Source organism: Mesorhizobium sp. P2_C7 (assembly GCF_056404515.1).
Map to the genome: position 1 here is coordinate 102,125 of NZ_JBFUDW010000020.1, position 20,351 is coordinate 122,475.

Genomic DNA, 20,351 nt, shown 5'->3' on the forward strand with positions numbered 1-20,351 from the left:
TAACAAAAAAATCAGCCTTCATGACCGCATCGCTTTTTGTCGCCGAACAGGGTGTTGGCTCGAAGGCCATCGTCCTGCTGCATGGTTTCGGCGGCTGCCACGATGTCTGGCGCGAGGTGATTTCTTCCCTGGCGCCCGCCACGCGCACGCTGGCCTATGATCTGCCGGGGCATGGGCTGTCGCTCGATTTTCCCGGAGCCGGTCCGGCCAAGGTGGCGGCCAGGGCCGTGCTCGCCGATCTGTCGGAACGCAGGCTGAAGCGTGTTCATCTCGTGGGCCACTCGATGGGCGGTGCGGTGGCAATGCTGATGGCGCTGGCCGAGCCTGGAAAAGTCGCCTCGCTGACGCTTCTGGCGCCAGGCGGTCTTGGCCCCGAGATCAATGGACCGTTGTTGCGCCGCTATGGCGGCGCCGCGAACCGGTCCGAAATCCGCGCCTGCCTTGCCGCCATGTCCGGGCCCCACAGCCCGCCCCAGAAGCGTGTCATGGACGCGCTTTGCCGAATGCGCGGACGTCCAGGCCAAGTGCCGAAGCTGGTCGAGATCGCCACCGCCATGACCATGGACGATCGGCAAGGCGTCATCCCGCACGATCGTCTCGACGGATTGAACATGCCGGTGATGGTGGCGTGGGGAACCGACGACGCAGTGTTGCCCTTTACCCAGGCGGATGATCTGCCTGCGCATTTTCATGTCCACCATGTGCTGGAGGTCGGCCATATGCTGGCCGAGGAAGCACCCGACCTCGTCGCCGAGATCATTCGCCGCAACACCAACCGGCGCGCCAGGCCGCTGCGCCAGAAATTCGCTGCTGCTGCCAGCTGACCTTTTTCGCGCACAGCCGCCTGCTGAACGCGCCTCGATCCCGTTGCTCTCGCCAGTGCATTTTACAGGCGGCTGTGTTAACCCCGTGTTAACCAAACCCGCGAGGCGAACGCCGATGAAGGAAGCAGGCGAGAAGACCATCGATCAGTCGAGGCAACTGTCGGATGCCGTCCGTGATGTGAAGAATGCCTTCGCCGACCGCGACGACGTCGTCGTCGACATGCGCGAAGCCCATCGCATGCGCCTCGAGCTGCTTGCTGCCGAACTGGCGCCGGTTTTTGCCGATGTTCCCGCCGACATGGACAATTTCGACTTTGTCGTCTCGTCCGGCTTGCAGCCACGCCTGTGGATCGATGCCGTCAGCCATGTCGCCATGGGGCGCGATCGCCGCACCTATCGCTTTATCAGGGACACCCGCATCGGCCGGGTGGTGCTTGCCGAATCGACCGACATGAAGCCCGTTGCTGATCAGGTGACGCGCTATGTTGCCGAGCGGATCGTCGAGCGCCAGAAGATGATGGAAGGCGGGGTCGAGCCGGCCGTCGCCGGCATGAAACGCACCGATGTGTCGGAAGCCGAACCGCCACTGCGCTCGAAGACCCGCAGCAAGGCCTGGTCGGCGTTTCTGTCGGGCCTTGGCCTGGTCGCCGCCGGCGCTCTGGTCGGACTTGTGGTGTCGGTCATCCTGTTGTGGGACCGCATTGTGGCCATGGTTCTCAACGTGCGGCCATAGCCGCACCGGCCTCCGCGCCAAGCTCCAGCGTCTGCAGATCGGATGGCGGTATGGACGGCCCGGTCAGGCCGCGCCGTGTCAGCCGGATCCGCCAATTGCCCTTTTCGCCGTCGATGTCCAACAGATTGTACTGCGCCGCCGGGTGCTTGCCGCCCGGCGCCTGGCCGGCGGCGGCAACGCCGACCACAGGAACCTTGGCGCCCCGGTTGCCGATGAAGAACAGCGACGGCAGATGCGAATGGCCGTGCAGGACAAGCTCGGCGCCATGGCGGCGAATGATCTTGTGGAAGCGGGCAATGCCGAACAGCCGCTTGTGCTGCGAGACCGCGCCGCGCACCGGCGGATGATGGATCATGATCGCGCGAAACAGCCCTTGCCCGGCCGTGGCGTCGAGCAGCTTGCCAAGCCGCTTCGCCTGACCCTCCATGAAGAAGCCATTGGCCATGAACGGCGCCGTGGCACGCGCTGTCGAGATGCCGATCAGCGCGATATCGCCGCGCACGCGCAGATAGGGGAATGCGTTGCGGTCGACCGGCGTGTTGACACCGTCGCCACTCATCCACGCCGCCCAGGACCGGCAGACCTTGTCGAAGGCGCCGGGAACATAGGCATCGTGGTTTCCAGGAACGACCGAGACATCCTGCGGCGATCCCAGCGTTTCCAGCCAGTGCCTGGCCATCTCGATCTCGCCGTCGAGCGCCAGATTGACCAGGTCACCGGTGACGGCGAGGTGGTCAGGCGCGTTCGCCTTGATGTCGGCGACGATCGCGTCGATGACGGCATCATGCATATGGCGGCGGCGGTTGCGCTGCCAGTTGACGTAGCCGAGCACGCGCTTGGAGGCGAGATCGCGATAGGATACATCGGGGAGCGGCCCCAGATGGACATCGGAAATATGCGCGAGCCTGAACATCCATCCTTCATATGCGACGCGCCCCCCGCTTTCCACCACGGTTTCGCACCTGATGCAGACTGATCCGGAGAAGACCTTCCGTCAGACCGGTTGGGCGGGCCTCCGGGCCCGGTTGTTCCATCTCTATTTCGTGCTGCGGCGGCCGATGACGCTCGGCGTGCGCGGTCTGGTCCACGACACGGCATCCAATTCCGTCTTCCTCATTCGCCACACCTATGTGCCGGGCTGGCAGCTTCCCGGCGGCGGCGTCGAAGTTGGCGAGACGCTTGGTGAGGCACTGGCGCGCGAACTGGCCGAGGAAGGCAATATCGCACTGACGTCGCCGCCGGCGCTGAGGTCGATGCATTTCAACCGTCGCGCCAGCCGGCGCGACCATGTCGGTTTCTATCTGATCGAGCATTTCAGTCAGACGGCGCCGAAGCTGCCGGACCACGAGATCGCCGAGTCCGGCTTCTTTCCCCTGGACCGTTTGCCGGAAGGCACGACACCAGCGACCCTACGGCGGATCGCCGAGGTTTTTGGCGGCGAGCAGCGATCGCCCTACTGGTAGATCACGCCGCCTTCTTAAACCGTCCCCGGTCATGCCGCGCGTCATAGTCCAGTTCCGGCCCTACCGGCACGATCCGCGTCGGGTTGATCGTCTCGTGGCTGCCGTAATAATGCGACTTGATGTGGTTGAGGTTCACGGTCCCGGCGACGCCCGGCACCTGATAGAGGTCGCGCAGATAGTTGGACAGGTTCGGGTAGTCGGCGATGCGGCGCAGATTGCATTTGAAATGGCCGACATAGACCGGGTCGAAGCGCACCAGCGTGGTGAACAGCCGCCAGTCGGCTTCGGTGATGTGATCGCCCACCAGATAACGTTGCCTTGAAAGGCGGTCTTCCAACGTGTCGAGTGCCGCGAACAGTTCGCTGAACGCTTCCTCATAGGCGCCTTGCGTGGTGGCGAAGCCGGCGCGATAGACGCCGTTGTTGACGGCGGGATAGACCAGCGCGTTGATCGCATCGATCTCGCCGCGCAGCGCCTTGGGATAGAAATCGAGGCTGGCATCGCCCCATTCGTCGAAGGCCGAATTCAGCATCCGGATAATCTCGGGGGATTCGTTGGAGACGATGGTCTGCTCCTTTTTGTCCCATAGCACCGGCACCGTCACGCGGCCGGAATAGGCAGGATCGGCCTTGGTGTAGATCTGGTGCAGAAAATCGAGGCCGTAGAGCGTGTCGCCGGTCGCGCCATCCTGCGCCACAAACGTCCAGCCATTGGCGCCCATGAAATGATGCACCACCGACACCGAAATGATGCCTTCCAGCTTCTTCAGCGCGCGAAAGATCAGCGTCCGGTGCGCCCACGGGCAAGCGAGCGAGACATAGAGATGGTAGCGGCCGGGCTCCGCCTTGAAGCCGCGGCTGCGGCCCGCAGGCGGCGTCCCGTCGCGAGTGATCCAGTCGCGCCACTGCGATTGCGTGCGCACGAACTTGCCTCCGCTGTCCTTGGTGTCATACCAGCGGTCCTGCCATTTACCTTCGACCAGCAATCCCATCGCATGTCCTTTCCTGCTTGCTTCCCATGTAGGGCACGAAGGCACGCCGTGGAATCACCTGGTGCTGAACAGACCGTCAAGCGGTCGGGTGGACCATCAAGCCGCCGATTGCAGCGGCAGGAAATTGATGCTAGCGGACAATCCGCATGTTCGACTTTGCTTTGATCCGGTTTGACCGACGACGAAAGGGCGCCCGCGCTTGATGAAGCGCTGACTGGCGAATGCTGCCGTTTGCAGCAAACCTTTCCTCCCTATCGGAACGCAAAGACCATGAGCCTTGCCGACGTGAAATACCTGCCGGAAACCCCGGCGCATGACCTCCAGATCGAAGCCATCAACGACGAAGCCTTCGGGCCCGGCCGTTTCGTGCTGGCCGCCTACAAGATCCGCGAGGCCGGCGGGCACGAACGCTCGCTGTCGTTCGTCGCCGTCGACGGAGACCTCGTCGTCGCCTCGGTGCGCATGACCCGCATCGCCGCCGGTGCCGGCCGCGCATTGATGCTCGGACCGCTTGCGGTGCGGCCAGCCTTCAAGAACCTCGGCATCGGTCGTCGGTTGGTGGCGATCGCGCTGGAGGCGGCCGCCAAGGCCGGTGCGCCAGCCGTGATGCTGGTTGGTGACGAGCCCTACTACGGACCGCTCGGTTTCAAGCGCATTCCGCGCGGCCAGATATCGATGCCGCGCCCCGTCGATCTTGACCGGCTGCTGTCGCATGAGATCGCGCCGGGCGCGGTTGCCAGGCTTTCGGGCGAGGTCTGCCACGCCGATCAGGCCAGGGTTGGCGACCATATCGCAGCGATGGCTTGACCTTCCCCGCCGATCTGGCGCCTGATCCGTCCCACTGTTCCTGAGATTAAAAGGATGTCGGCATGAACCCGAATGGCCAGATCGCGATCATTACCGGCGGCGGCTCCGGTCTTGGCGAGGCAACGGCGCGCGCGCTGGCCGCCAAGGGCGCCCGCGTCGCCATCTTCGATGTCGGTATCGATCGCGCGGCGAAGGTCGCGGCCGAGATCGGCGGTATTGCCGTTCAGTGCGACGTCAGCAACGCCGATAGTGGGACTGCCGCTCTCGCCGAGGTCGCGGCTAAGCTTGGCGAGCCGCGTATCCTGGTCAATTGCGCCGGCATCGCCATCGGCGTGAAGACGATCGGCAAGGATGGCCCGCATCCGCTAGATCAATACCGCAAGGTGATCGAGGTCAATCTGATCGGCACGTTCAACATGATCCGCCTCGTTGCCGACCGTGCCGCGAAGCTCGATCCGCTGCAAGGCGGCGAGCGTGGCGTCATCGTCAACACCGCCTCGGTCGCCGCCTATGACGGCCAGATCGGCCAGGCCGCCTATGCAGCCTCCAAGGGCGGCGTCGTCGGCATGACACTGCCGGTGGCGCGCGATCTCGCCCGTTCCGGCATCCGCGTCTGCACCATCGCGCCCGGCATCTTCAAGACGCCGATGATGGCCGGCATGCCGCAGGACGTGCAGGATTCGCTGGGCGCCGCCGTGCCATTCCCGTCCCGTTTGGGCGAGCCATCCGAATATGCGGCGCTTGCCCTGCACATCATCGAGAACCAGATGTTGAATGGCGAGACCATTCGTCTCGACGGCGCCATTCGCATGGCGCCGAAATAGCCGGTCGTGAGCGCCGGTCTGTCAGCTGCCGGGAAGACCGGTCCACTCGCCGGACTGAAGGTGATCGAGATGGCCGGGCTTGGTCCCGTGCCGCTGGCCGGCCTGATGCTGTCGGAGATGGGCGCCGAAGTGCTGCGCGTCGAACGGGCGGGGACGACCCGGCCTCTCCCGTCGATGTCGGATGAATACAACATCGACCGTCACGGCCGCGCCATCCTGCACCTCGACTTGAAACGCCGGGAAGGCACCGATCTGATGCTGCGCCTTGCCGAAAGGGCGGACATGTTGCTCGAAGGGTTTCGCCCCGGTGTCATGGAGCGGCTGGCGCTCGGTCCGGAAGCGGTGCTGGCGCACAATCCGGCGCTGATCTACGGCCGCATGACCGGCTTCGGCCAGGACGGGCCGCTCGCGGGCCGCGCCGGCCATGACATCACCTACCTTGCCTATTCGGGCCTGCTGCACGCAGTTGGCCACGACGGCGGCCGTCCTGTCCCACCGCTGAACCTCATCGCCGACTATGCTGGCGGCGCCATGATGCTGGTCGCCGGCGTGCTCGCCGCCCTTTTCCAACGTTCGCGCACGGGCAAGGGCGAGGTCATCGACGCCGCGATGGTCGAAGGCGCCTCGATGCTGGCGGTACCCTTGCATGCGCTCATGGCGGCCGGCTTGTGGAGCGACAGGCGCGGCGCGAACCTGCTCGATTCCGGCGCCCCTTTCTACGACACCTATGAGACATCAGACGGACACCATGTCGCCATCGGCTGCCTCGAGCCGCAATTCTTCGCCGAATTCGCCAGGCTGCTGCCGCTCGACGAGCGCTTTTCACGCGGCCAGTACGACAAGGCACTGTGGCCACCGATGCGCGCCGCCATTGCCGACCGGGTCCGGCAGAAATCGCGTGACGACTGGGACCGGCTGTTTGCCGAAACCGATGCCTGCGTTGCCCCCGTCCTGTCGCTGCAGGAGGCGAAGCATCACCCACACAATCGGGCGCGCAATGCCTTTGTAGCGGCGGATGGATTTGAGCGCCCGGCCCCGGCGCCGCGTTTCTCCGGCTCGCGGCCGACAGTTGCGACCAAGCCCGCCGACAATGATCTCGTCCCGTCGACAGTGCTTGAACGTTTCGGGTTTTCGAAAAACGAGATTGACGACCTTGTCGAATCCGGTTTGTTTGACAGATAAGCGGAGAAGGAAGATCAACTTATTGTGGTGATGCCTTTGGACGAGCCGAAGAAGGACGTAATCCGCGAGACGGATGCCGAGGCGGTCCGACTGGCCAAGACACTTTTGCGCAGCGCCCGCTTTGGTGCGCTGGCGGTGATCGAACCACAGACAGGTGCGCCGCTGGCCAGCAGGGTCGGCGTGGCCACCGACATCGACGGCGCGCCGCTGATCCTGGTGTCGATGCTCTCGGCGCACACCGGCGCGCTGCTTGCCGATGCGCGCTGTTGCCTGTTGCTTGGCGAACCCGGCAAGGGCGACCCGCTGGCGCACCCGCGCCTGTCACTGGTCTGCCAGGCGAAACGGCGTGAGCGCGGATCGAGCGAGCACGCCCGTTGCGAGCGTCGTTATCTCAACCGCAATCCCAAGGCGAAACTCTACGCCGGTCTCGGCGACTTTTCGATCTTCCGCCTCGAGCCGCAACGCGCCAGCCTCAACGGCGGCTTCGGCAAGGCCTATCAGCTCGATCGACCGGGTCTGCTCACCAGCGGACCGATCGTCGAGGAACTTGCGGCGACTGAACAATCCGCCATCGACCATATGAACGCCGACCATCTCGACGCGATTGCCGTTTATGCACAGCATTTCGCGAAAGTGTCCGGCAACGGCTGGATTATTGCCGGATTCGATGCCGATGGTATGGATCTGGTGTCGGGTGACGATGTTTCCCGGGTTTTCTTCCCGAAAACTTTGCAGGCGGCACGCGAATTGCGGCCTGTTCTGGTCGAAATGGCCAGAAACGGACGGGCCGCGGCCGACACGGAGACTGGGCTTAATTACATTAGATAAAAAGCAACACTTGAGATTTGAACGAAATGCTCTACCTTTTGTCAGTGACGCTGAATCGCAGCGGCTATACGCAACTGAGTTTATGGAATCAGATGCCATTGCCCCCATGGCGTCAGGATGATCAAAAAGCATGGGGGATCGATGGTCTCGTCTAAGCTAATCGCAAATGCCGGATTGGCAGCCGAATTTCTCATGCTGATGGGCAATGAGAAACGGCTGTTGATCATGAGCCATCTGATCGACGGTGAAATGTCGGTCGGCTCCATCGCCGAAAAGGTGATGCTCAGCCAATCCGCCCTGTCGCAGCATCTGGCCAAGTTGCGGGCGCTGGACCTCGTCGACACCCGTCGCGATCGGCAGATGATCTACTACTCCTGCAAATCCGATGCCGTGCGCGAACTGCTCGGCATGCTGGACGGCATTTTCGGCAGCGGCAAGGAGGACCTCTCCCAGATGGCCCACCGTTTGCGCCGCGCCGGAACCTGACCGTCCTGTAGCCACTTACCTCGCAACGCTTTCAGGGCGATGTGCGTCCATCCGGGCGCACAGAGGTGGCTGATCGTCCTGAATTGTCGCATCGTGGTTCCCAGCCGACGGTGAGCGCCGGCAATCCGTGCGGATTTTCGGGCGGCTGCGGTGACCACGAGGAACGCATGGATCCCATTCGCATCGTCGACCCGCAAGACCTGCGCGTTGCCGCCTACCTCGATATCCGCGAGCGAGACCTCGCCGGCCGGCAAGGTCGCTTCGTCGCCGAAGGCAAGGTGGTGCTCGACCTGCTGCTCTCGTCTGGGCGTTTTGGCGCCGAATCGGTGCTTGTCCTGGAAAACCGGCTGGCCGGCCTCGAAGGCATCCTGAGCAAGGCGCCGGCGGACCTGCCGGTCTATGTCGCCACCAGTGCGGTGATGGATGCAATCGCCGGGTTTCATATGCATCGCGGCATCCTGGCCATCGGTCGCAAGGGGACACCGCAATCCGCCGAGGCCTTGCTCGATGCCTTGCCGGCCCAGAGGCTGATCGTGGTGCTTGTCGGCATCGCCAACCACGACAATATGGGTTCAATCTTCCGCAACGCCGCCGCCTTTGGCGCCGATGCGGTCCTCATGGATGCGACATGCTGCGATCCGCTCTACCGCAAGGCGATCCGGGTTTCCGTCGGTGCCGCGCTCAAAATTCCCTTCGCGTCGTTCACCGACGCCGCCGGCTTCACGGCAACGCTTGACCGCCGCGGCTATGGCCAGTTTGCGCTGTCGCCGAGCGGGCAGACCGACATTCGCGATGCGCCGCGGCGCGAGCGCCTTGCGCTTTATCTCGGCACCGAGGGTGAAGGCCTGCCCGCAAGCCTGCTCGCGCGCTTGCAGACGGTACGGATCACCATGTCGGAGGGCTTCGACAGCCTGAACGTCGCGGCGGCGTCAGCCATCGCGCTGCATCATTTCTCGGCAAACAGGAACTGATTTCAGCTTGCTGCGTCCGCGTCCTGCAGCGCCCGCACGCGATCTGCAAGGCTGCGCTCACCATTGCCGGAGCGTGCATCCGAGGGTACTGCCAATGCCTTGGCGATCGGCGAATCAGGTCCCTCGAGCTTGGCCGTCAGGTGGACGACCTCCGCTGCCAGTTCGTTCATCTGCTCGCGCAAGGCGGAGCTGCCATCCGCGGGATTGGACACGACCAGCGCGGTCAAATCCGCCTTCAGCTGCTTGTTCTCGCGCGCCAGCACCGTCAGCCTCGCCTCGAGCCGCTCACGGTCGCTGTCGAGCTTGGCGATAGCCTTGTCGACGTCATCGCTCTTGGCGACATCGCCGCCCCTGCCGACCAGGCGCAGAGCCGGCGTGGTATCCTCGGCTTTCGACTTTTCTCGCAGCCGCGCCAGTTCCTTTTCGCGGCGGTCGAGCTTGTCCTCGCGATCAGCAAGAGTGGCCAGCAGCCGTTCGACCTTCCTGTCGAGGTCGGCGGTCTTTTTCTTCTCGGCTTTCACGGCATCGCGTGCAGCCTTGCTTTCGGCCGCGATCTCCTGGCCGCGCCTGTCCGCCTCCTTGCGCTGGCCGCGCAGCAACGCAATGTCGCTCGCAAGTTTCTGCATCTCGGATTCGCGCGCCACGAGTTCGATCTGTCGGCTGCTGGAGGAGAAGCTGGCGTCGTCATACATGCTCTCCAGCTTTTCAAGCTCGAGCGCGCGCTTCTCCAGCTTGCGTTCAGTTTCCTTGAGCCGGTCCGACAGACGGTGCAACTCGTCCTCCCGCTGCCGCAGCATTTCGCTCGTGGCCCCCAGTTCGCTCAGTACCTGGTTCTTCTCCATGCGCTCGATCGCCAGGCCCTTCATCGCCTCGTGGCCGCGACTGATCTCGACGAGCTGTTCGGCCACCTTCTCGCGCAACGCCTTGACGCTGATTTCGAGGCGGCGCGTCGACATGGCGTACTCGGCGCGAACGCGATCCTTGTCCGCCAGGATCTCGGTTTGCGTCAGAGGTATCGAGGCTTCGATGCGCTTGCGCGTCAGGGCGACGGCGCGGCGCCATATGGCCGGAGCAATCATAAGCGCCAGGAAGCCGGCGCAGAGAAAGCCGAGGACGAAGAACAGGACCGATTGGACCAAGTGACTACCCGTTGTGGACGGCAACCGCTAATGCAGGACTGTGCCACGTTGACATGGCGGAAATCCAGCGTTGGGGCAAGGCTTTGCCGCAACGGAACGGGATTAGCTCAGAACGGATTCCACGTGGCGCGTTCGGTGAGCTTCAGATAGCCGAGATTGACGCCGAGCCGGGCACCGACACCAGTGCGGATCGGCACCAAAAGCACATTGTTGTTCTTCAGCACGTTGAAGCCAACGCCGGCCACCACATAGGCCGAACCGGCGACGCCGCCATAGCGGTTGTAGAGGTTGCTCACATCGTCGAGATTGTAGACCAGCATCATCACCCGCGACCCCTCGCCGCCGAAATCCCAGCCGAGCGACGGGCCCTGCCAGAACACTTTGTGATCGCCGGCATTCTTGGTGTAGAGCGTGCCTTCGCCATAGGTCAGGCCGCCGATCAGCGCGCCCGAGCCCTCTTCGCCCAGCAGATAGCCGTTGGGCAGTCCGTAGGAAGCAAAAATCTTCTCGATAACCGTGGCCAGCCCGCCCGATGTCGCGCCGAAGAACTTGTGCCCGGAATCGACAATCTCCTGAGCGGTGTATTCCTGGGCCCGCAGGGCCGAAGTCGAGAAGACGAGAACGCCCATGAGCGCTATCGCCATTGAGATGACACGGAGAAAGCTCCGGTCTTGGACGACACGGACAAAAGTCCGGTCCGGGATGACACGGAAAAAAGTCCGGTCGCAGAATCGGGAAAACATGCTTCCAATCTCCGTCAGGGAGCACTTTCGCCGACGCCTCACACCCGTACGGCTCTTTTAGCCGGCCGTTAAGGGTAACTGTTACGGGCAAACTATGCCGTAATCCTTTTTCAACCATTAAGCTCCCACATGAACATGGCGGTTCAAAGGCTGTTTGGGACGCTCAGGTGGGTCGGCAGCCTGTGTGAACACGCCATTTGCCACCACAATTTCGGATTTGTTGCCGCACGCACGGGCGCTGTGTATTCAGGATGCCCGAGGAGAGTGCGTGATTCGTGTGGGCAGGCGACGAATCGATCGCTCGGCCATGAGTTATGAAATTTTGCAGGGATTTTCGCCGATGGCCGATCTGTTTGCCCTTTCCGCACCCGATCTGGCGGCACTTTTGTGCAGCCGGGTGTGCCACGACATCATCTCGCCGGTCGGCGCGATCAACAACGGGCTCGAACTGCTCGACGAAGGCGGCGCCGACGAGGACGCCATGAAACTGATCCGCCAGAGCGCCCGCAACGCTTCGGCCCGCCTGCAGTTCGCCCGCATCGCTTTCGGCGCCGCCGGGTCGGCCGGCATGCTGATCGATACCGGCGATGCCGAAGCCGTCGCCATCGCCTTCCTCAAGAACGAGAAGCCGGAACTGAGCTGGAACGGGACCCGCGCGCTGCTGCCCAAGAACAAGGTCAAGCTGCTGCTCAACCTGCTCCTCGTCGCCAACGCGGCCATTCCGCGCGGCGGCAAGCTTTCCGTGACGCTGGAAAACCTCGAAACCGAGCCGCGTTTCGCGCTTGCGGCGAGCGGCCCGATGCTGCGCGTGCCGCCGAAATTCCTCGAGCTGCATTCCGGCCACAAGCCGGAGGAACCGATCGACGCGCATTCCGTGCAGCCCTATTACACGCTGCTCCTGGCGCGCGAAGCCAACATGACGATCTCGATCCACGCGACGCCGGAAGAAATCGTGCTTTCAGCCGCCTGAATCCACGGCATTTCCCTAGAGAAGCGAAGTATTCCGATCCGCAATACCTGCGGTGGCGCTTCGATCGCAGTGAGATGAGCTTCACCTGGCTGGTCGTGCCGAAGCATTGCGAAGAACAGCCCGCAAACGGCATCTTTGCAAAAATTTTACCTAAACGCTTTTCGGCTTCTTTACCAGATCGGCCTATGGTGCCTTTCAGATGCCCGACGCCACCGGATTGCCAACAGGCAAGAGGACCCGGAAATGAAACGCTGCATGTTCGTCGACGATTCAAGTGTCATCAGGAAGGTTGCAAAACGCATCCTGGGCGGCTCCGACATGGTTGTCATCGAGGCTGCCAGCGGACTTGACGCACTGGAGATGTGCGCGGCCGACATGCCCGACATCATCGTCGTCGACGGCGCCTTGCCGGACGTGGCGGCGGTCGATCTCATCCGCCGCGTGCGCGCCATGGAGAGCCCGATAAGGCCGCAGATCCTGATTTCGCTAGTCGAGCTCGATATTGCTTCGATCATGCGGGCCAAGCGCGCCGGCGCCCAGGGCTATCTCCTGAAGCCGTTCAATCGGCCGCAACTGCTCGAGCGTTTTCGCACCCTGAAGATCGCCGCCTGATACGGGCGGCATGGCGCAATCTTCCAGGAAAAATGTGAGACGGTTTTCCGTCCAAAATTGCGTCAAAACAAATAGTTATCAGCCGATCACGAAAAAACCCGGCCGGAGCCGGGTTTTTTTGTCGAAGAAAAGTTCGGACGCTGCTCGCTGCTCAGGCGCTGACGCGGATGTCTTCCGGTTCGCGCAGCACATAGCCGCGACCCCAGACCGTCTCAATGTAGTTCTGACCGCCGGATGCCGCGTCGAGCTTCTTGCGCAGCTTGCAGATGAAGACGTCGATGATTTTCAGCTCGGGCTCGTCCATGCCCCCATAGAGGTGATTGAGGAACATTTCCTTGGTCAGTGTGGTGCCCTTGCGCAGCGAGAGCAGCTCCAGCATCTGATATTCCTTGCCGGTGAGGTGCACGCGCTGGCCGCCGACTTCAACGGTCTTGGCGTCGAGGTTGACCACCAGGTCGCCGGTAGTGATGACCGACTGGGCATGGCCCTTGGAGCGCCGCACAATGGCATGAATACGGGCGACCAGCTCATCTTTGTGGAACGGCTTGGTCATGTAGTCGTCGGCGCCGAAGCCGAGGCCGCGTACCTTGTCCTCGATGCCGGCCATGCCGGAGAGGATGAGGATCGGCGTTTTCACCTTGGACRGGCGAAGCGTTCTCAAGACTTCATAGCCCGACATGTCAGGCAGGTTGAGATCGAGAAGGATGATGTCGTAGTCGTAGAGCTTGCCTAGATCGACACCCTCTTCACCGAGATCGGTCGTGTAGACATTGAAACTTTCCGATTTCAGCATCAGTTCGATGCTTTGTGCGGTTGCACTGTCATCTTCTATCAGCAGAACACGCATTTCATTCCCCTTTTCTGCTGCCGGACCATTTCACGACCCGTCCGGACCCGGAGCAGTGGTTGCCTTGTGCAGAGGCTGCCATCAAATGGTTAACAAAACCTAATTTCCCGTCCACTACGGTACCAGATTTTTTAACCTCTTTCTACACCCTCTTGAATCTAATAACGAATCCCAGAACCCAATTCCTAATGCAACACATTAACAACCTGGACTAAGCGACTCCAGAGACTCATTGACGCGGCTCCCGCATCGGCGGCCGGAATTTTTACCCGGCCTTAAGTCCTGAGCCGTATGATTAACAATGCCCGTAAACGAATGGTTACCGCCGGCAAAAAACTTTAGGGTTTTGTTTCCTATAGTTCGGGGAAAGCCGGTGGACACGGGCAAGGCCTGGGCCTTTCCAGGCGGTTTGGACGATATGTGCGGGTGTGCGTTTCCGGGAGTACCGAATCATGAAGTCACGTGAAAACCTCGTTCGGCTGAAACAGTTTCAGGTGAATGAGAAGCGGCGGCAGCTGCTGCAGCTCGACATGATGATCGCCGAGTTCGAACGCATGGCCGTCGAACTGGAGCTTCAGATCACCGCCGAAGAAAAGAAAGCCGGCATCACCGACATCAACCATTTTGCCTATCCGACCTTTGCCAAGGCGGCGCGTTTACGTCGCGACAACCTTAGAAATTCGCAAAGCGACCTCGCCCACCAGCGAAGCACTGCCGAATCATTACTCGGCGAAGCTGAAGCGGAGCTTTCCAAGGCTGAGATGCTCGAATCACGCGACACCAAGATTCGCGAGGCCGAGGTCGGCGGCCGCAGCGCCATGATCGGCTGAAGTCCGGCCTGTCCGCGACGTCGGCGCTTGCCGGCGAGCGCAAAATCCCGCTTCCGGCCTTTGCCGGACGGCTACGAAAGACTCGGATCGAAGCTAGGCGGCCCAGCCGCCTTCATTTTCAGCAGTCGCCCGCGCCCTGGCCTCCTTGATGTCCGGCGCATGCTGTTCCGACCACGACCTGATCTGGTTGAGCAGTCCCGCCAGGTTCTGGCCAAGCTCAGTCAATTCATATTCGACGCGAGGCGGAATGACCGGGAAGATCTCGCGCCGCACCAGACCGTCGCGCTCAAGCACGCGCAATGTCTGCGTCAGCATCTTCGGCGTGATGCCTTCGAGCTTGCGGGCAAGCTCGCCATTGCGCAACCGGCCTTTGCGCAGCGCACAAACCACCAGATAGACCCATTTGCTGGCCAGCATCTCGAGCACGGTGTGCGAAGCACACGTGCGCCGGTACGCATCATAGCCGAAAGGAGACACATCTTCACTATCCATGGGGTAGCTATATATCATACAGGTACATACTGGACAAGGGACTATTACTATCCAAATTATAGTGGCACCAACCAAGCAGGAGAACATCCCATGCGTGCCGTTATCCAGAATTCCGTCGGCGGACCCGACGTCCTGGTCACTGCCAATCAGCCCGACCCTACGCCAAAGGCCGGCGAGGTGCTGGTCCGTGTCAAGGCAGCCGGCATCAATCCGGTCGATGGCTCCGTCCGGGCCGGCTATTACCCCCTGCTCGGCGAGCCACCCTTCATCCTGGGCTGGGATATCTCGGGAACCATCGAGGCGCTGGGCGCCGGCGTCACCGGCTTCAAGGTCGGCGACGAGGTGTTCGGCATGCCGCGCTTCCCCAAGCAGGCCGCCGCTTACGCCGAACTGGCGGCTGTGCCAGCCGATGAAATCGCGCTGAAGCCGAAGGGCGCCGACCACATCGAGGCAGGCGCATTGCCGCTGGCCGGCCTCACCGCCTGGCAAGGCTTGGTCCGCCATGGCGGGCTGAAATCAGGACAGCGCGTGCTGATCCACGCGGCAGCCGGCGGCGTTGGCCATCTGGCGGTGCAGATCGCCAAGGCGCGAGGCGCCTACGTCATCGCCACCGCCAGCCCGCAAAAGCTCGATTTCGTCCGCTCGCTCGGCGCCGATGAGGTTCTCGATTATACCAAGGGCGATTTCGCCGACACGGTTGGCGACATCGATCTCGTGCTGGAGCCGATTGGCGGCGACCATGCCGATCGTTCGCTGAAGGTGGTCAGGAACGGCGGCGTGCTGGTGTCTTTGCTGAACGTGAATGACGCCACCAGGGCGCAGGCCAGCGCGCGCGACATAAGGGTCGAGCGCATGTCGGTGGTGCCTGACCGCCAAGGCCTGCTGGAACTTGCCCGGTTGATCGATGCGAAAAAGCTCGCCGTCCATGTGGCGAAAAGCTTCCCGCTCGAGCAGGCAGGTGCGGCGCACGCCTTTCTTGCCACCAAGCCGATCGGCAAAGTGGTGCTGACGGCCTGAGCGCCAAAAAGACTCGCTTTAAACAAAAGGGCGCGGAGTGCCGCGCCCTTTGATCTTTGTTCTGACCGGCTCGATCTCAGTGTTTGAGCAGGATCTTTTCCGAAAACCGGATTCCACTTTTCGGGATGATGCCCTAATGCCGGTATTGCTGGATGCGCGTGGTGCGCAGACCGGCAAGCCCATATTCGTCGATCGACGCCTGCCAGGACAGGAATTCCTCGGTGGTGAGCTTGTAGCGCTGGCATGCCTCTTCAAGGCTCAAAAGCCCGCCGCGCACCGCCGCAACCACTTCCGCCTTACGCCGGATAACCCAGCGACGTGTATTCGTCGGCGGCAGATCGGCAATCGTAAGAGGGCTGCCGTCAGGCCCGATAACATACTTGACTCTCGGTCTAACCAGATCGGTCATCGTACTCTCTACAAAAAACTCAAAGACCCAATCCCCGCCACGTTACCGCCACAGCTTTAAAAATTGCCTAAGCAGACCCTAATGACTAGGTAAGGATCATGAACGCCGCGTTAGTCTTTTCGCCGGCATTTGAAACATCAGCAGGGAAGCGCAGCAGCGGCGCGGAAAAATCTCTCAATTCGCCGGAACCGGTCGCTGCCTGTCGATCGGCCCTGCAAGCTGGCGTAGCCGGAAAGCTTGACCTATATTCGCGTCATTGGCATTCAGGCGCCGCGCAGAACGAAAGAACCATGAACAGCCTCGATCTTCCCGGACGTCCCGAAAACACCCGCATCGTCGTTGCCATGTCGGGCGGTGTTGATTCATCGGTCGTCGCCGGCCTGTTGAAGCGCGAGGGCTATGACGTCGTCGGCGTCACCTTGCAGCTCTACGATCATGGCGCGGCAACGCACCGGGCCGGCTCATGCTGCGCCGGGCAGGACATCGACGATGCGCGCCGAGTGTCGGAGACTCTCGGCATTCCCCACTATGTGCTCGACTACGAGGAACGCTTCCGCAAGGCGGTGATCGATCCCTTTGCTGAAAGCTACGTCGCCGGCGAGACGCCGATCCCGTGCGTTTCCTGCAACCAGACGGTGAAGTTCGCCGATCTTCTGGCCACCGCCAAGGAGCTTGGCGCCGACGCGCTGGCCACCGGCCATTATATCCGCTCCGGCGCCAATGGCGCCCACCGCGCGCTTTTCCGGCCGGTCGACGCCGACCGCGACCAGAGCTATTTCCTGTTCGCCACCACACAGGCGCAGATCGACTATCTGCGCTTCCCGCTCGGTGGCCTGTCGAAGCCGCAGGTTCGCGCCATCGCCGAGGAGATGGGGCTGACGGTTGCCGCCAAGCAGGACAGCCAGGACATCTGCTTCGTGCCGCAGGGCAAATATTCCGACATCATCGCCAAGCTGAAGCCGGCTGCTGCCAATCCGGGTGACATCGTCCACATCGACGGCCGCCTGCTCGGCCGCCACGAGGGCATCCTGCGCTACACGATCGGCCAGCGCCGCGGCATCGGCATCGCTTCCGGCGAGCCGCTTTACGTCGTCCATCTCGACGCCGACCGCGCCCGCGTCGTGGTCGGCCCGCGCGAGGCGCTTGAGACGCACAAGATCTATCTGCGCAACATGAACTGGCTGGGCGACGGGCCGCTGGCCGATGTCCCCGCCGGTGGCCTGGAGCTGTTCGCCAAGGTCCGTTCGACCCGCCCGCCCCGCCCWGCCGTGCTGCATCACCGCGCTGGCGCCACTTGGGTGGAACTGGTCGACGGCGAGTCCGGCATCGCGCCCGGACAGGCCTGTGTGCTCTATTCCGATGACGGCAACGAGGCGCGTGTGTTCGGCGGCGGCTTCATCGAGCGTTCGGAGCGTGGCGCCGAGGCCGAGGCCATGCTGACTCGGCTTTCCGCCAGGCCGGCGCAGATCCCCGCCGAGTAATCCGCTACCCGCTCAGAGACTGTTTCGAAATTCGCGCCGGCGAGTGACAGAGTCCAAACGGTCTCTCAGGAATTGGGCGTGGTATGCGTGACCGTCCCCGCGGTCAGGATGCGCAGCACCCTGATCGCTTCCTCGCCGCTGGTGCGCGGCTCGGCCCGTGTCTCGATGCACTGGATGAAATGCTCCAGCTCACGCGTCAGCGGCATGCCCTGGGCAACCGCGACATAGGACGGCTCATTGGTGGTGAAGGCCCATTGGCCGCTGTCCTGCCACACAGCGTGGCGGTAGACGGCAAGCTTGCGTTCCCATGGTTCGACGTCGTCGAACACCGCCATCGCCTTGGTGCCGACCACGGTCAGCCGCCGCTCGCGGTAGGGATTGAGCCGCGAGGTGAAGAGATGGCTGCGCAGGCCGTTGGGAAAGCGCATGTGCAGATGCGCGAAGTCGCTGAGATTGTCGAGCAGGGCAGCGCCTTCGCCGCGCACCTCGATCGGCTCGGTGCCGGTGATCGCCAGGATCATCGACAAATCGTGCGGCGCCAGGTCCCACAGCGCGTCGTTCTCGGTGTGGAACTTGCCAAGGCCGAGCCGATGCGAATGGATGTAGCGGACTTCGCCGAGTTCGCCCTTGTCGATCAGCCCCTTCAGCGTCTCGAAGGCGGGATGAAAACGCAAGACATGGCCGACCATGAAGACGCGGCCATTGTCCTTGGCCGCCTGCACCGCGCGCTCGGCGTCTGGCACCGTCAGCGCGATCGGCTTCTCCACCAGCACGTCCTTGCCGCTCTCGGAGGCGCGCACCGCGAGGTCGGCATGGAATTGCGGCGGCAACGCCATGACGATGGCGTCGATATCGTCACGGACGAACAGCTGGTCGGGCTCGATCGCCAGGCAATCCTGCTCGCTGGCGAAGCCTTCGGCGCGAGCCCGGTTGGCGTCGGACACCGCGTGCAACGCGCCGAGCGCCTTGAGGGTGCGGATGTGGTTGCTGCCCCAGTATCCGCAACCGAGGACTGCAATGCGCGGTTTCATCTGTTTCAACTCTTAAAACTCGTGGCCGAGACATAGCGACGTGCCCCTACGAACTCAACCCCGGCGGCAGCAACCAAATGTCTGCGCGGCAAAGCTTTTCGACAATGACAATAAGCCGGCGCGCCGGTTGCTTCGAAGCTTGACAGGCTCGCCCTCCCAACCTTATATCCGCGCGACCTTGGCGAACGCCCCCGACATGCCTTTCGATTTAAGGCGCATTTCGGGCCTTTCGCCGCCCTGGCGGGGTAGCTCAGTTGGTTAGAGCACGGGAATCATAATCCTGGGGTCGGGGGTTCAAGTCCCTCTCCCGCTACCACCTTCAAAGTCCAAACAATTCTCCGGTCGCCGCACGGTTTCCCGAAAGCCCAGCGTTTGCGGGGTGTGCAGCCGAAAGCCGGGGAATGCGGAAACGACGTTCTTCCCCAAAACGCTCTCTGAATGCCCATCATTCTCCAAAGCTGGGGAGTAGCCCTAAAAATCCCTAGGTTTTGACGACAGCAATACCAATGCTTTAGCGCCGGCCTTGCTGCGGCAGTTTGCGGTTCGCTCGCCTGTCAAAAACGACCACAACCATACCATCGCTAGGCCTGGCTTGCGCCATGAGCGGGCGCTTGGCGGCATCGGGGTCGCGGGCCGACTGTCCGCTCATGGGCGTCGAGGGTTGAATAGCTGCCGTAAAGCGGCTGAACTCGACGGCGGCTTCTGGCTCAGAGCGGACGCTCACGCTGTCAAGCTACCATGGCTATCCTTGATCTAGGAGGTCGGAACCTTGCGGCTCACTGACACTGCTAAGGGGCACTCTGCACGAATTGCAGACAATCTTAGGACCGCTTTCGATCATCCGCCACGCCGCCCATGTTCTGAACAGCTAATGTGATCGACCTCTCCGCGAAAACAGTTCAGCAGTGATTTCGTCTCCGTCTCCACCATGGCTAGCGATCAAAGCCAGCGCTTCCTGGCGGCTGATGTTGCCGAGCTTCATGAGGTACGGAACCTCAAACGTTCTCTTCTTGAGGCGCCATTCTGGCACGCGCCGTATTGCCCTTTTTGGCGCTGCTGTTGTTCCATCTTGACGCATCATTTTTCACTCCTCCCTGATATGATGATGCCGCCGCAATTTCCGTGCCACGTCCCGCTTGGCCTGGTGTCGCCGATAGTCTTAGTTGCGCAGCTGCTAATATGCTCATAACTTAGGCAGCGCGGGGGACGATCCCAAAAAAACGCCCGATCCCGCAGTGGCCTGTGTGGCCGCCAGCATCCCAAAATAGCCCAGCCGCACCGGCCATTCTTCAATACGTGAAACGCGCCGGAGCGGCGCTTCTAACGCCCCAACGGCTGCTTTGAAAGCGATACCAACTCCGTCTCGTCAGTCACGCCGGCCATGTAATTCGCGATGATCCGAGACGCGAGTGCGTCCCTCGCAGGAGTCGGCTGGTCGGCGACCTTGAGCTGCTCGAAAACTCGTCCTAACAAGGCCAATTCGGACGGGTCAAAAATACCGGCTTCCGTAGCTTTTTGTCGAATAGGCGATCATGCTCCCCACTCTCCCTTAAATAAGCTTTGGCTAAAATAGTTCCGGAACCTTTACCGTGCTCGGTGGTTCGAGCGTCCATGACGAAGCTCTCGGAACTCGGGCCGCCCATCGTCGGCCGACGCCACGGCGATCAGCCA

General features: G+C 62.1%; 24 protein-coding genes and 1 tRNA gene. 15 read left to right on the forward strand and 10 right to left on the reverse strand.

Features of this window, described 5'->3' with window-relative positions; genetic code table 11:
- Nucleotides 1-20 precede the first annotated feature (20 nt).
- Complete coding sequence (locus AC1D2G_RS31255) at nucleotides 21-824, forward strand: alpha/beta fold hydrolase (protein WP_457154252.1); 804 nt, start codon at nucleotides 21-23, stop codon at nucleotides 822-824.
- Nucleotides 825-939: 115 nt separating this feature from the next.
- Complete coding sequence (locus AC1D2G_RS31260; protein WP_477418865.1) at nucleotides 940-1,557, forward strand: hypothetical protein; 618 nt, start codon at nucleotides 940-942, stop codon at nucleotides 1,555-1,557.
- Here AC1D2G_RS31260 and AC1D2G_RS31265 read toward each other — a convergent pair.
- The gene (locus AC1D2G_RS31265; protein ID WP_477300255.1) at nucleotides 1,541-2,470 is read right to left on the reverse strand and encodes a metallophosphoesterase family protein; all 930 of its coding nucleotides are present in this window, start codon (nucleotides 2,468-2,470) and stop codon (nucleotides 1,541-1,543) included. The genes AC1D2G_RS31260 and AC1D2G_RS31265 overlap by 17 nt on opposite strands.
- A gap of 52 nt (nucleotides 2,471-2,522) precedes the next feature.
- On the opposite strand from AC1D2G_RS31265, the gene AC1D2G_RS31270 reads away from it, so the two are divergent.
- Nucleotides 2,523-3,020: an NUDIX domain-containing protein gene (locus AC1D2G_RS31270; RefSeq protein ID WP_477300253.1), complete on the forward strand. Its 498-nt coding sequence runs from the start codon at nucleotides 2,523-2,525 to the stop codon at nucleotides 3,018-3,020.
- Between the two features lies 1 nt (nucleotide 3,021).
- Here the strand turns inward: AC1D2G_RS31270 and AC1D2G_RS31275 are convergent, their stop codons facing one another.
- Complete coding sequence (locus AC1D2G_RS31275) at nucleotides 3,022-4,011, reverse strand: glutathione S-transferase family protein (RefSeq protein WP_477418867.1); 990 nt, start codon at nucleotides 4,009-4,011, stop codon at nucleotides 3,022-3,024.
- 270 nt (nucleotides 4,012-4,281) lie between these two features.
- On the opposite strand from AC1D2G_RS31275, the gene AC1D2G_RS31280 reads away from it, so the two are divergent.
- The 6 genes from AC1D2G_RS31280 to AC1D2G_RS31305 all read left to right on the forward strand — a co-directional run bounded on the left by AC1D2G_RS31280 (nucleotide 4,282) and on the right by AC1D2G_RS31305 (nucleotide 9,109).
- On the forward strand, nucleotides 4,282-4,818 hold the full coding sequence (locus AC1D2G_RS31280; RefSeq protein WP_095091689.1) for a GNAT family N-acetyltransferase: 537 nt from the start codon (nucleotides 4,282-4,284) through the stop codon (nucleotides 4,816-4,818).
- A gap of 62 nt (nucleotides 4,819-4,880) precedes the next feature.
- Nucleotides 4,881-5,642 carry a 3-hydroxyacyl-CoA dehydrogenase gene (locus tag AC1D2G_RS31285; protein WP_095090789.1) on the forward strand — a complete coding sequence of 254 codons (762 nt, stop codon included), beginning with the start codon at nucleotides 4,881-4,883 and terminating at the stop codon, nucleotides 5,640-5,642.
- A gap of 6 nt (nucleotides 5,643-5,648) precedes the next feature.
- A complete protein-coding gene (locus AC1D2G_RS31290; RefSeq protein ID WP_477418869.1) occupies nucleotides 5,649-6,824 on the forward strand; it encodes a CaiB/BaiF CoA transferase family protein in 1,176 nt (391 codons plus the stop codon).
- Nucleotides 6,825-6,854: 30 nt separating this feature from the next.
- Complete coding sequence (locus AC1D2G_RS31295; protein WP_477228331.1) at nucleotides 6,855-7,652, forward strand: HugZ family pyridoxamine 5'-phosphate oxidase; 798 nt, start codon at nucleotides 6,855-6,857, stop codon at nucleotides 7,650-7,652.
- Nucleotides 7,653-7,793: 141 nt separating this feature from the next.
- A complete protein-coding gene (locus AC1D2G_RS31300; protein ID WP_477228332.1) occupies nucleotides 7,794-8,138 on the forward strand; it encodes an ArsR/SmtB family transcription factor in 345 nt (114 codons plus the stop codon).
- Nucleotides 8,139-8,305: 167 nt separating this feature from the next.
- Nucleotides 8,306-9,109 (forward strand): TrmH family RNA methyltransferase, encoded by an 804-nt coding sequence (locus AC1D2G_RS31305; protein ID WP_477418871.1) that lies wholly within the window; start codon nucleotides 8,306-8,308, stop codon nucleotides 9,107-9,109.
- Between the two features lie 2 nt (nucleotides 9,110-9,111).
- Here the strand turns inward: AC1D2G_RS31305 and AC1D2G_RS31310 are convergent, their stop codons facing one another.
- Complete coding sequence (locus AC1D2G_RS31310) at nucleotides 9,112-10,248, reverse strand: coiled-coil domain-containing protein (RefSeq protein WP_477418873.1); 1,137 nt, start codon at nucleotides 10,246-10,248, stop codon at nucleotides 9,112-9,114.
- A gap of 107 nt (nucleotides 10,249-10,355) precedes the next feature.
- Nucleotides 10,356-10,892, reverse strand: a complete 537-nt coding sequence (locus AC1D2G_RS31315; protein ID WP_246461785.1) for a DUF1134 domain-containing protein — start codon at nucleotides 10,890-10,892, stop codon at nucleotides 10,356-10,358.
- 439 nt (nucleotides 10,893-11,331) lie between these two features.
- On the opposite strand from AC1D2G_RS31315, the gene chpT reads away from it, so the two are divergent.
- Both chpT and AC1D2G_RS31325 read left to right on the forward strand, forming a co-directional pair.
- Complete coding sequence (gene chpT, locus AC1D2G_RS31320) at nucleotides 11,332-11,961, forward strand: histidine phosphotransferase ChpT (RefSeq protein WP_095091686.1); 630 nt, start codon at nucleotides 11,332-11,334, stop codon at nucleotides 11,959-11,961.
- Nucleotides 11,962-12,204: 243 nt separating this feature from the next.
- Complete coding sequence (locus AC1D2G_RS31325; protein ID WP_095090784.1) at nucleotides 12,205-12,573, forward strand: response regulator; 369 nt, start codon at nucleotides 12,205-12,207, stop codon at nucleotides 12,571-12,573.
- Nucleotides 12,574-12,724: 151 nt separating this feature from the next.
- Here the strand turns inward: AC1D2G_RS31325 and ctrA are convergent, their stop codons facing one another.
- On the reverse strand, nucleotides 12,725-13,420 hold the full coding sequence (gene ctrA, locus AC1D2G_RS31330) for a response regulator transcription factor CtrA (RefSeq protein WP_477418875.1): 696 nt from the start codon (nucleotides 13,418-13,420) through the stop codon (nucleotides 12,725-12,727).
- A gap of 452 nt (nucleotides 13,421-13,872) precedes the next feature.
- Here ctrA and AC1D2G_RS31335 point away from each other — a divergent pair, with 452 nt between their 5' ends.
- Nucleotides 13,873-14,250, forward strand: coding sequence for a flagellar export protein FliJ (locus tag AC1D2G_RS31335; RefSeq protein ID WP_095090783.1), 378 nt, complete (start codon nucleotides 13,873-13,875; stop codon nucleotides 14,248-14,250).
- A gap of 93 nt (nucleotides 14,251-14,343) precedes the next feature.
- Here AC1D2G_RS31335 and AC1D2G_RS31340 read toward each other — a convergent pair whose 3' ends face one another.
- Nucleotides 14,344-14,742, reverse strand: a complete 399-nt coding sequence (locus tag AC1D2G_RS31340; protein ID WP_477396880.1) for a winged helix-turn-helix transcriptional regulator — start codon at nucleotides 14,740-14,742, stop codon at nucleotides 14,344-14,346.
- Nucleotides 14,743-14,832: 90 nt separating this feature from the next.
- Between AC1D2G_RS31340 and AC1D2G_RS31345 the strand changes: the two genes are divergently transcribed.
- A complete protein-coding gene (locus AC1D2G_RS31345; RefSeq protein ID WP_457155407.1) occupies nucleotides 14,833-15,759 on the forward strand; it encodes an NADP-dependent oxidoreductase in 927 nt (308 codons plus the stop codon).
- 133 nt (nucleotides 15,760-15,892) lie between these two features.
- Here the strand turns inward: AC1D2G_RS31345 and sciP are convergent, their stop codons facing one another.
- Nucleotides 15,893-16,168 carry a CtrA inhibitor SciP gene (gene sciP, locus AC1D2G_RS31350; RefSeq protein ID WP_006203587.1) on the reverse strand — a complete coding sequence of 92 codons (276 nt, stop codon included), beginning with the start codon at nucleotides 16,166-16,168 and terminating at the stop codon, nucleotides 15,893-15,895.
- Between the two features lie 290 nt (nucleotides 16,169-16,458).
- Between sciP and mnmA the strand changes: the two genes are divergently transcribed.
- Nucleotides 16,459-17,649, forward strand: a complete 1,191-nt coding sequence (gene mnmA / locus AC1D2G_RS31355) for a tRNA 2-thiouridine(34) synthase MnmA (RefSeq protein ID WP_477418877.1) — start codon at nucleotides 16,459-16,461, stop codon at nucleotides 17,647-17,649.
- A gap of 65 nt (nucleotides 17,650-17,714) precedes the next feature.
- On the opposite strand, the gene AC1D2G_RS31360 is transcribed toward mnmA, so the two are convergent.
- Nucleotides 17,715-18,680 (reverse strand): Gfo/Idh/MocA family protein, encoded by a 966-nt coding sequence (locus AC1D2G_RS31360; RefSeq protein WP_095081773.1) that lies wholly within the window; start codon nucleotides 18,678-18,680, stop codon nucleotides 17,715-17,717.
- A 239-nt stretch (nucleotides 18,681-18,919) separates the two neighbouring features.
- On the opposite strand from AC1D2G_RS31360, the gene AC1D2G_RS31365 reads away from it, so the two are divergent.
- Nucleotides 18,920-18,996, forward strand: a tRNA-Met gene (locus tag AC1D2G_RS31365).
- 552 nt (nucleotides 18,997-19,548) lie between these two features.
- Here the strand turns inward: AC1D2G_RS31365 and AC1D2G_RS31370 are convergent.
- Nucleotides 19,549-19,761 (reverse strand): hypothetical protein, encoded by a 213-nt coding sequence (locus AC1D2G_RS31370; protein WP_477418879.1) that lies wholly within the window; start codon nucleotides 19,759-19,761, stop codon nucleotides 19,549-19,551.
- Nucleotides 19,762-20,000: 239 nt separating this feature from the next.
- The gene (locus AC1D2G_RS31375; RefSeq protein ID WP_477301144.1) at nucleotides 20,001-20,204 is read right to left on the reverse strand and encodes a hypothetical protein; all 204 of its coding nucleotides are present in this window, start codon (nucleotides 20,202-20,204) and stop codon (nucleotides 20,001-20,003) included.
- Nucleotides 20,205-20,351: the final 147 nt, after the last annotated feature.

What these genes read in the sequence shown, in the direction of transcription:
- AC1D2G_RS31255 (WP_457154252.1), top strand. Translation starts at nt 21, where the DNA reads ATGACCGCATCGCTTTTTGTCGCCGAACAGGGTGTTGGCTCGAAGGCC.
- AC1D2G_RS31260 (WP_477418865.1), top strand. Translation starts at nt 940, where the DNA reads ATGAAGGAAGCAGGCGAGAAGACCATCGATCAGTCGAGGCAACTGTCG.
- AC1D2G_RS31265 (WP_477300255.1), bottom strand. Translation starts at nt 2,470, where the DNA reads ATGTTCAGGCTCGCGCATATTTCCGATGTCCATCTGGGGCCGCTCCCC.
- AC1D2G_RS31270 (WP_477300253.1), top strand. Translation starts at nt 2,523, where the DNA reads ATGCAGACTGATCCGGAGAAGACCTTCCGTCAGACCGGTTGGGCGGGC.
- AC1D2G_RS31275 (WP_477418867.1), bottom strand. Translation starts at nt 4,011, where the DNA reads ATGGGATTGCTGGTCGAAGGTAAATGGCAGGACCGCTGGTATGACACC.
- AC1D2G_RS31280 (WP_095091689.1), top strand. Translation starts at nt 4,282, where the DNA reads ATGAGCCTTGCCGACGTGAAATACCTGCCGGAAACCCCGGCGCATGAC.
- AC1D2G_RS31285 (WP_095090789.1), top strand. Translation starts at nt 4,881, where the DNA reads ATGAACCCGAATGGCCAGATCGCGATCATTACCGGCGGCGGCTCCGGT.
- AC1D2G_RS31295 (WP_477228331.1), top strand. Translation starts at nt 6,855, where the DNA reads ATGCCTTTGGACGAGCCGAAGAAGGACGTAATCCGCGAGACGGATGCC.
- AC1D2G_RS31300 (WP_477228332.1), top strand. Translation starts at nt 7,794, where the DNA reads ATGGTCTCGTCTAAGCTAATCGCAAATGCCGGATTGGCAGCCGAATTT.
- AC1D2G_RS31305 (WP_477418871.1), top strand. Translation starts at nt 8,306, where the DNA reads ATGGATCCCATTCGCATCGTCGACCCGCAAGACCTGCGCGTTGCCGCC.
- AC1D2G_RS31315 (WP_246461785.1), bottom strand. Translation starts at nt 10,892, where the DNA reads ATGGCGATAGCGCTCATGGGCGTTCTCGTCTTCTCGACTTCGGCCCTG.
- chpT (WP_095091686.1), top strand. Translation starts at nt 11,332, where the DNA reads ATGGCCGATCTGTTTGCCCTTTCCGCACCCGATCTGGCGGCACTTTTG.
- AC1D2G_RS31325 (WP_095090784.1), top strand. Translation starts at nt 12,205, where the DNA reads ATGAAACGCTGCATGTTCGTCGACGATTCAAGTGTCATCAGGAAGGTT.
- AC1D2G_RS31335 (WP_095090783.1), top strand. Translation starts at nt 13,873, where the DNA reads ATGAAGTCACGTGAAAACCTCGTTCGGCTGAAACAGTTTCAGGTGAAT.
- AC1D2G_RS31340 (WP_477396880.1), bottom strand. Translation starts at nt 14,742, where the DNA reads ATGGATAGTGAAGATGTGTCTCCTTTCGGCTATGATGCGTACCGGCGC.
- AC1D2G_RS31345 (WP_457155407.1), top strand. Translation starts at nt 14,833, where the DNA reads ATGCGTGCCGTTATCCAGAATTCCGTCGGCGGACCCGACGTCCTGGTC.
- sciP (WP_006203587.1), bottom strand. Translation starts at nt 16,168, where the DNA reads ATGACCGATCTGGTTAGACCGAGAGTCAAGTATGTTATCGGGCCTGAC.
- AC1D2G_RS31360 (WP_095081773.1), bottom strand. Translation starts at nt 18,680, where the DNA reads ATGAAACCGCGCATTGCAGTCCTCGGTTGCGGATACTGGGGCAGCAAC.
- AC1D2G_RS31370 (WP_477418879.1), bottom strand. Translation starts at nt 19,761, where the DNA reads ATGATGCGTCAAGATGGAACAACAGCAGCGCCAAAAAGGGCAATACGG.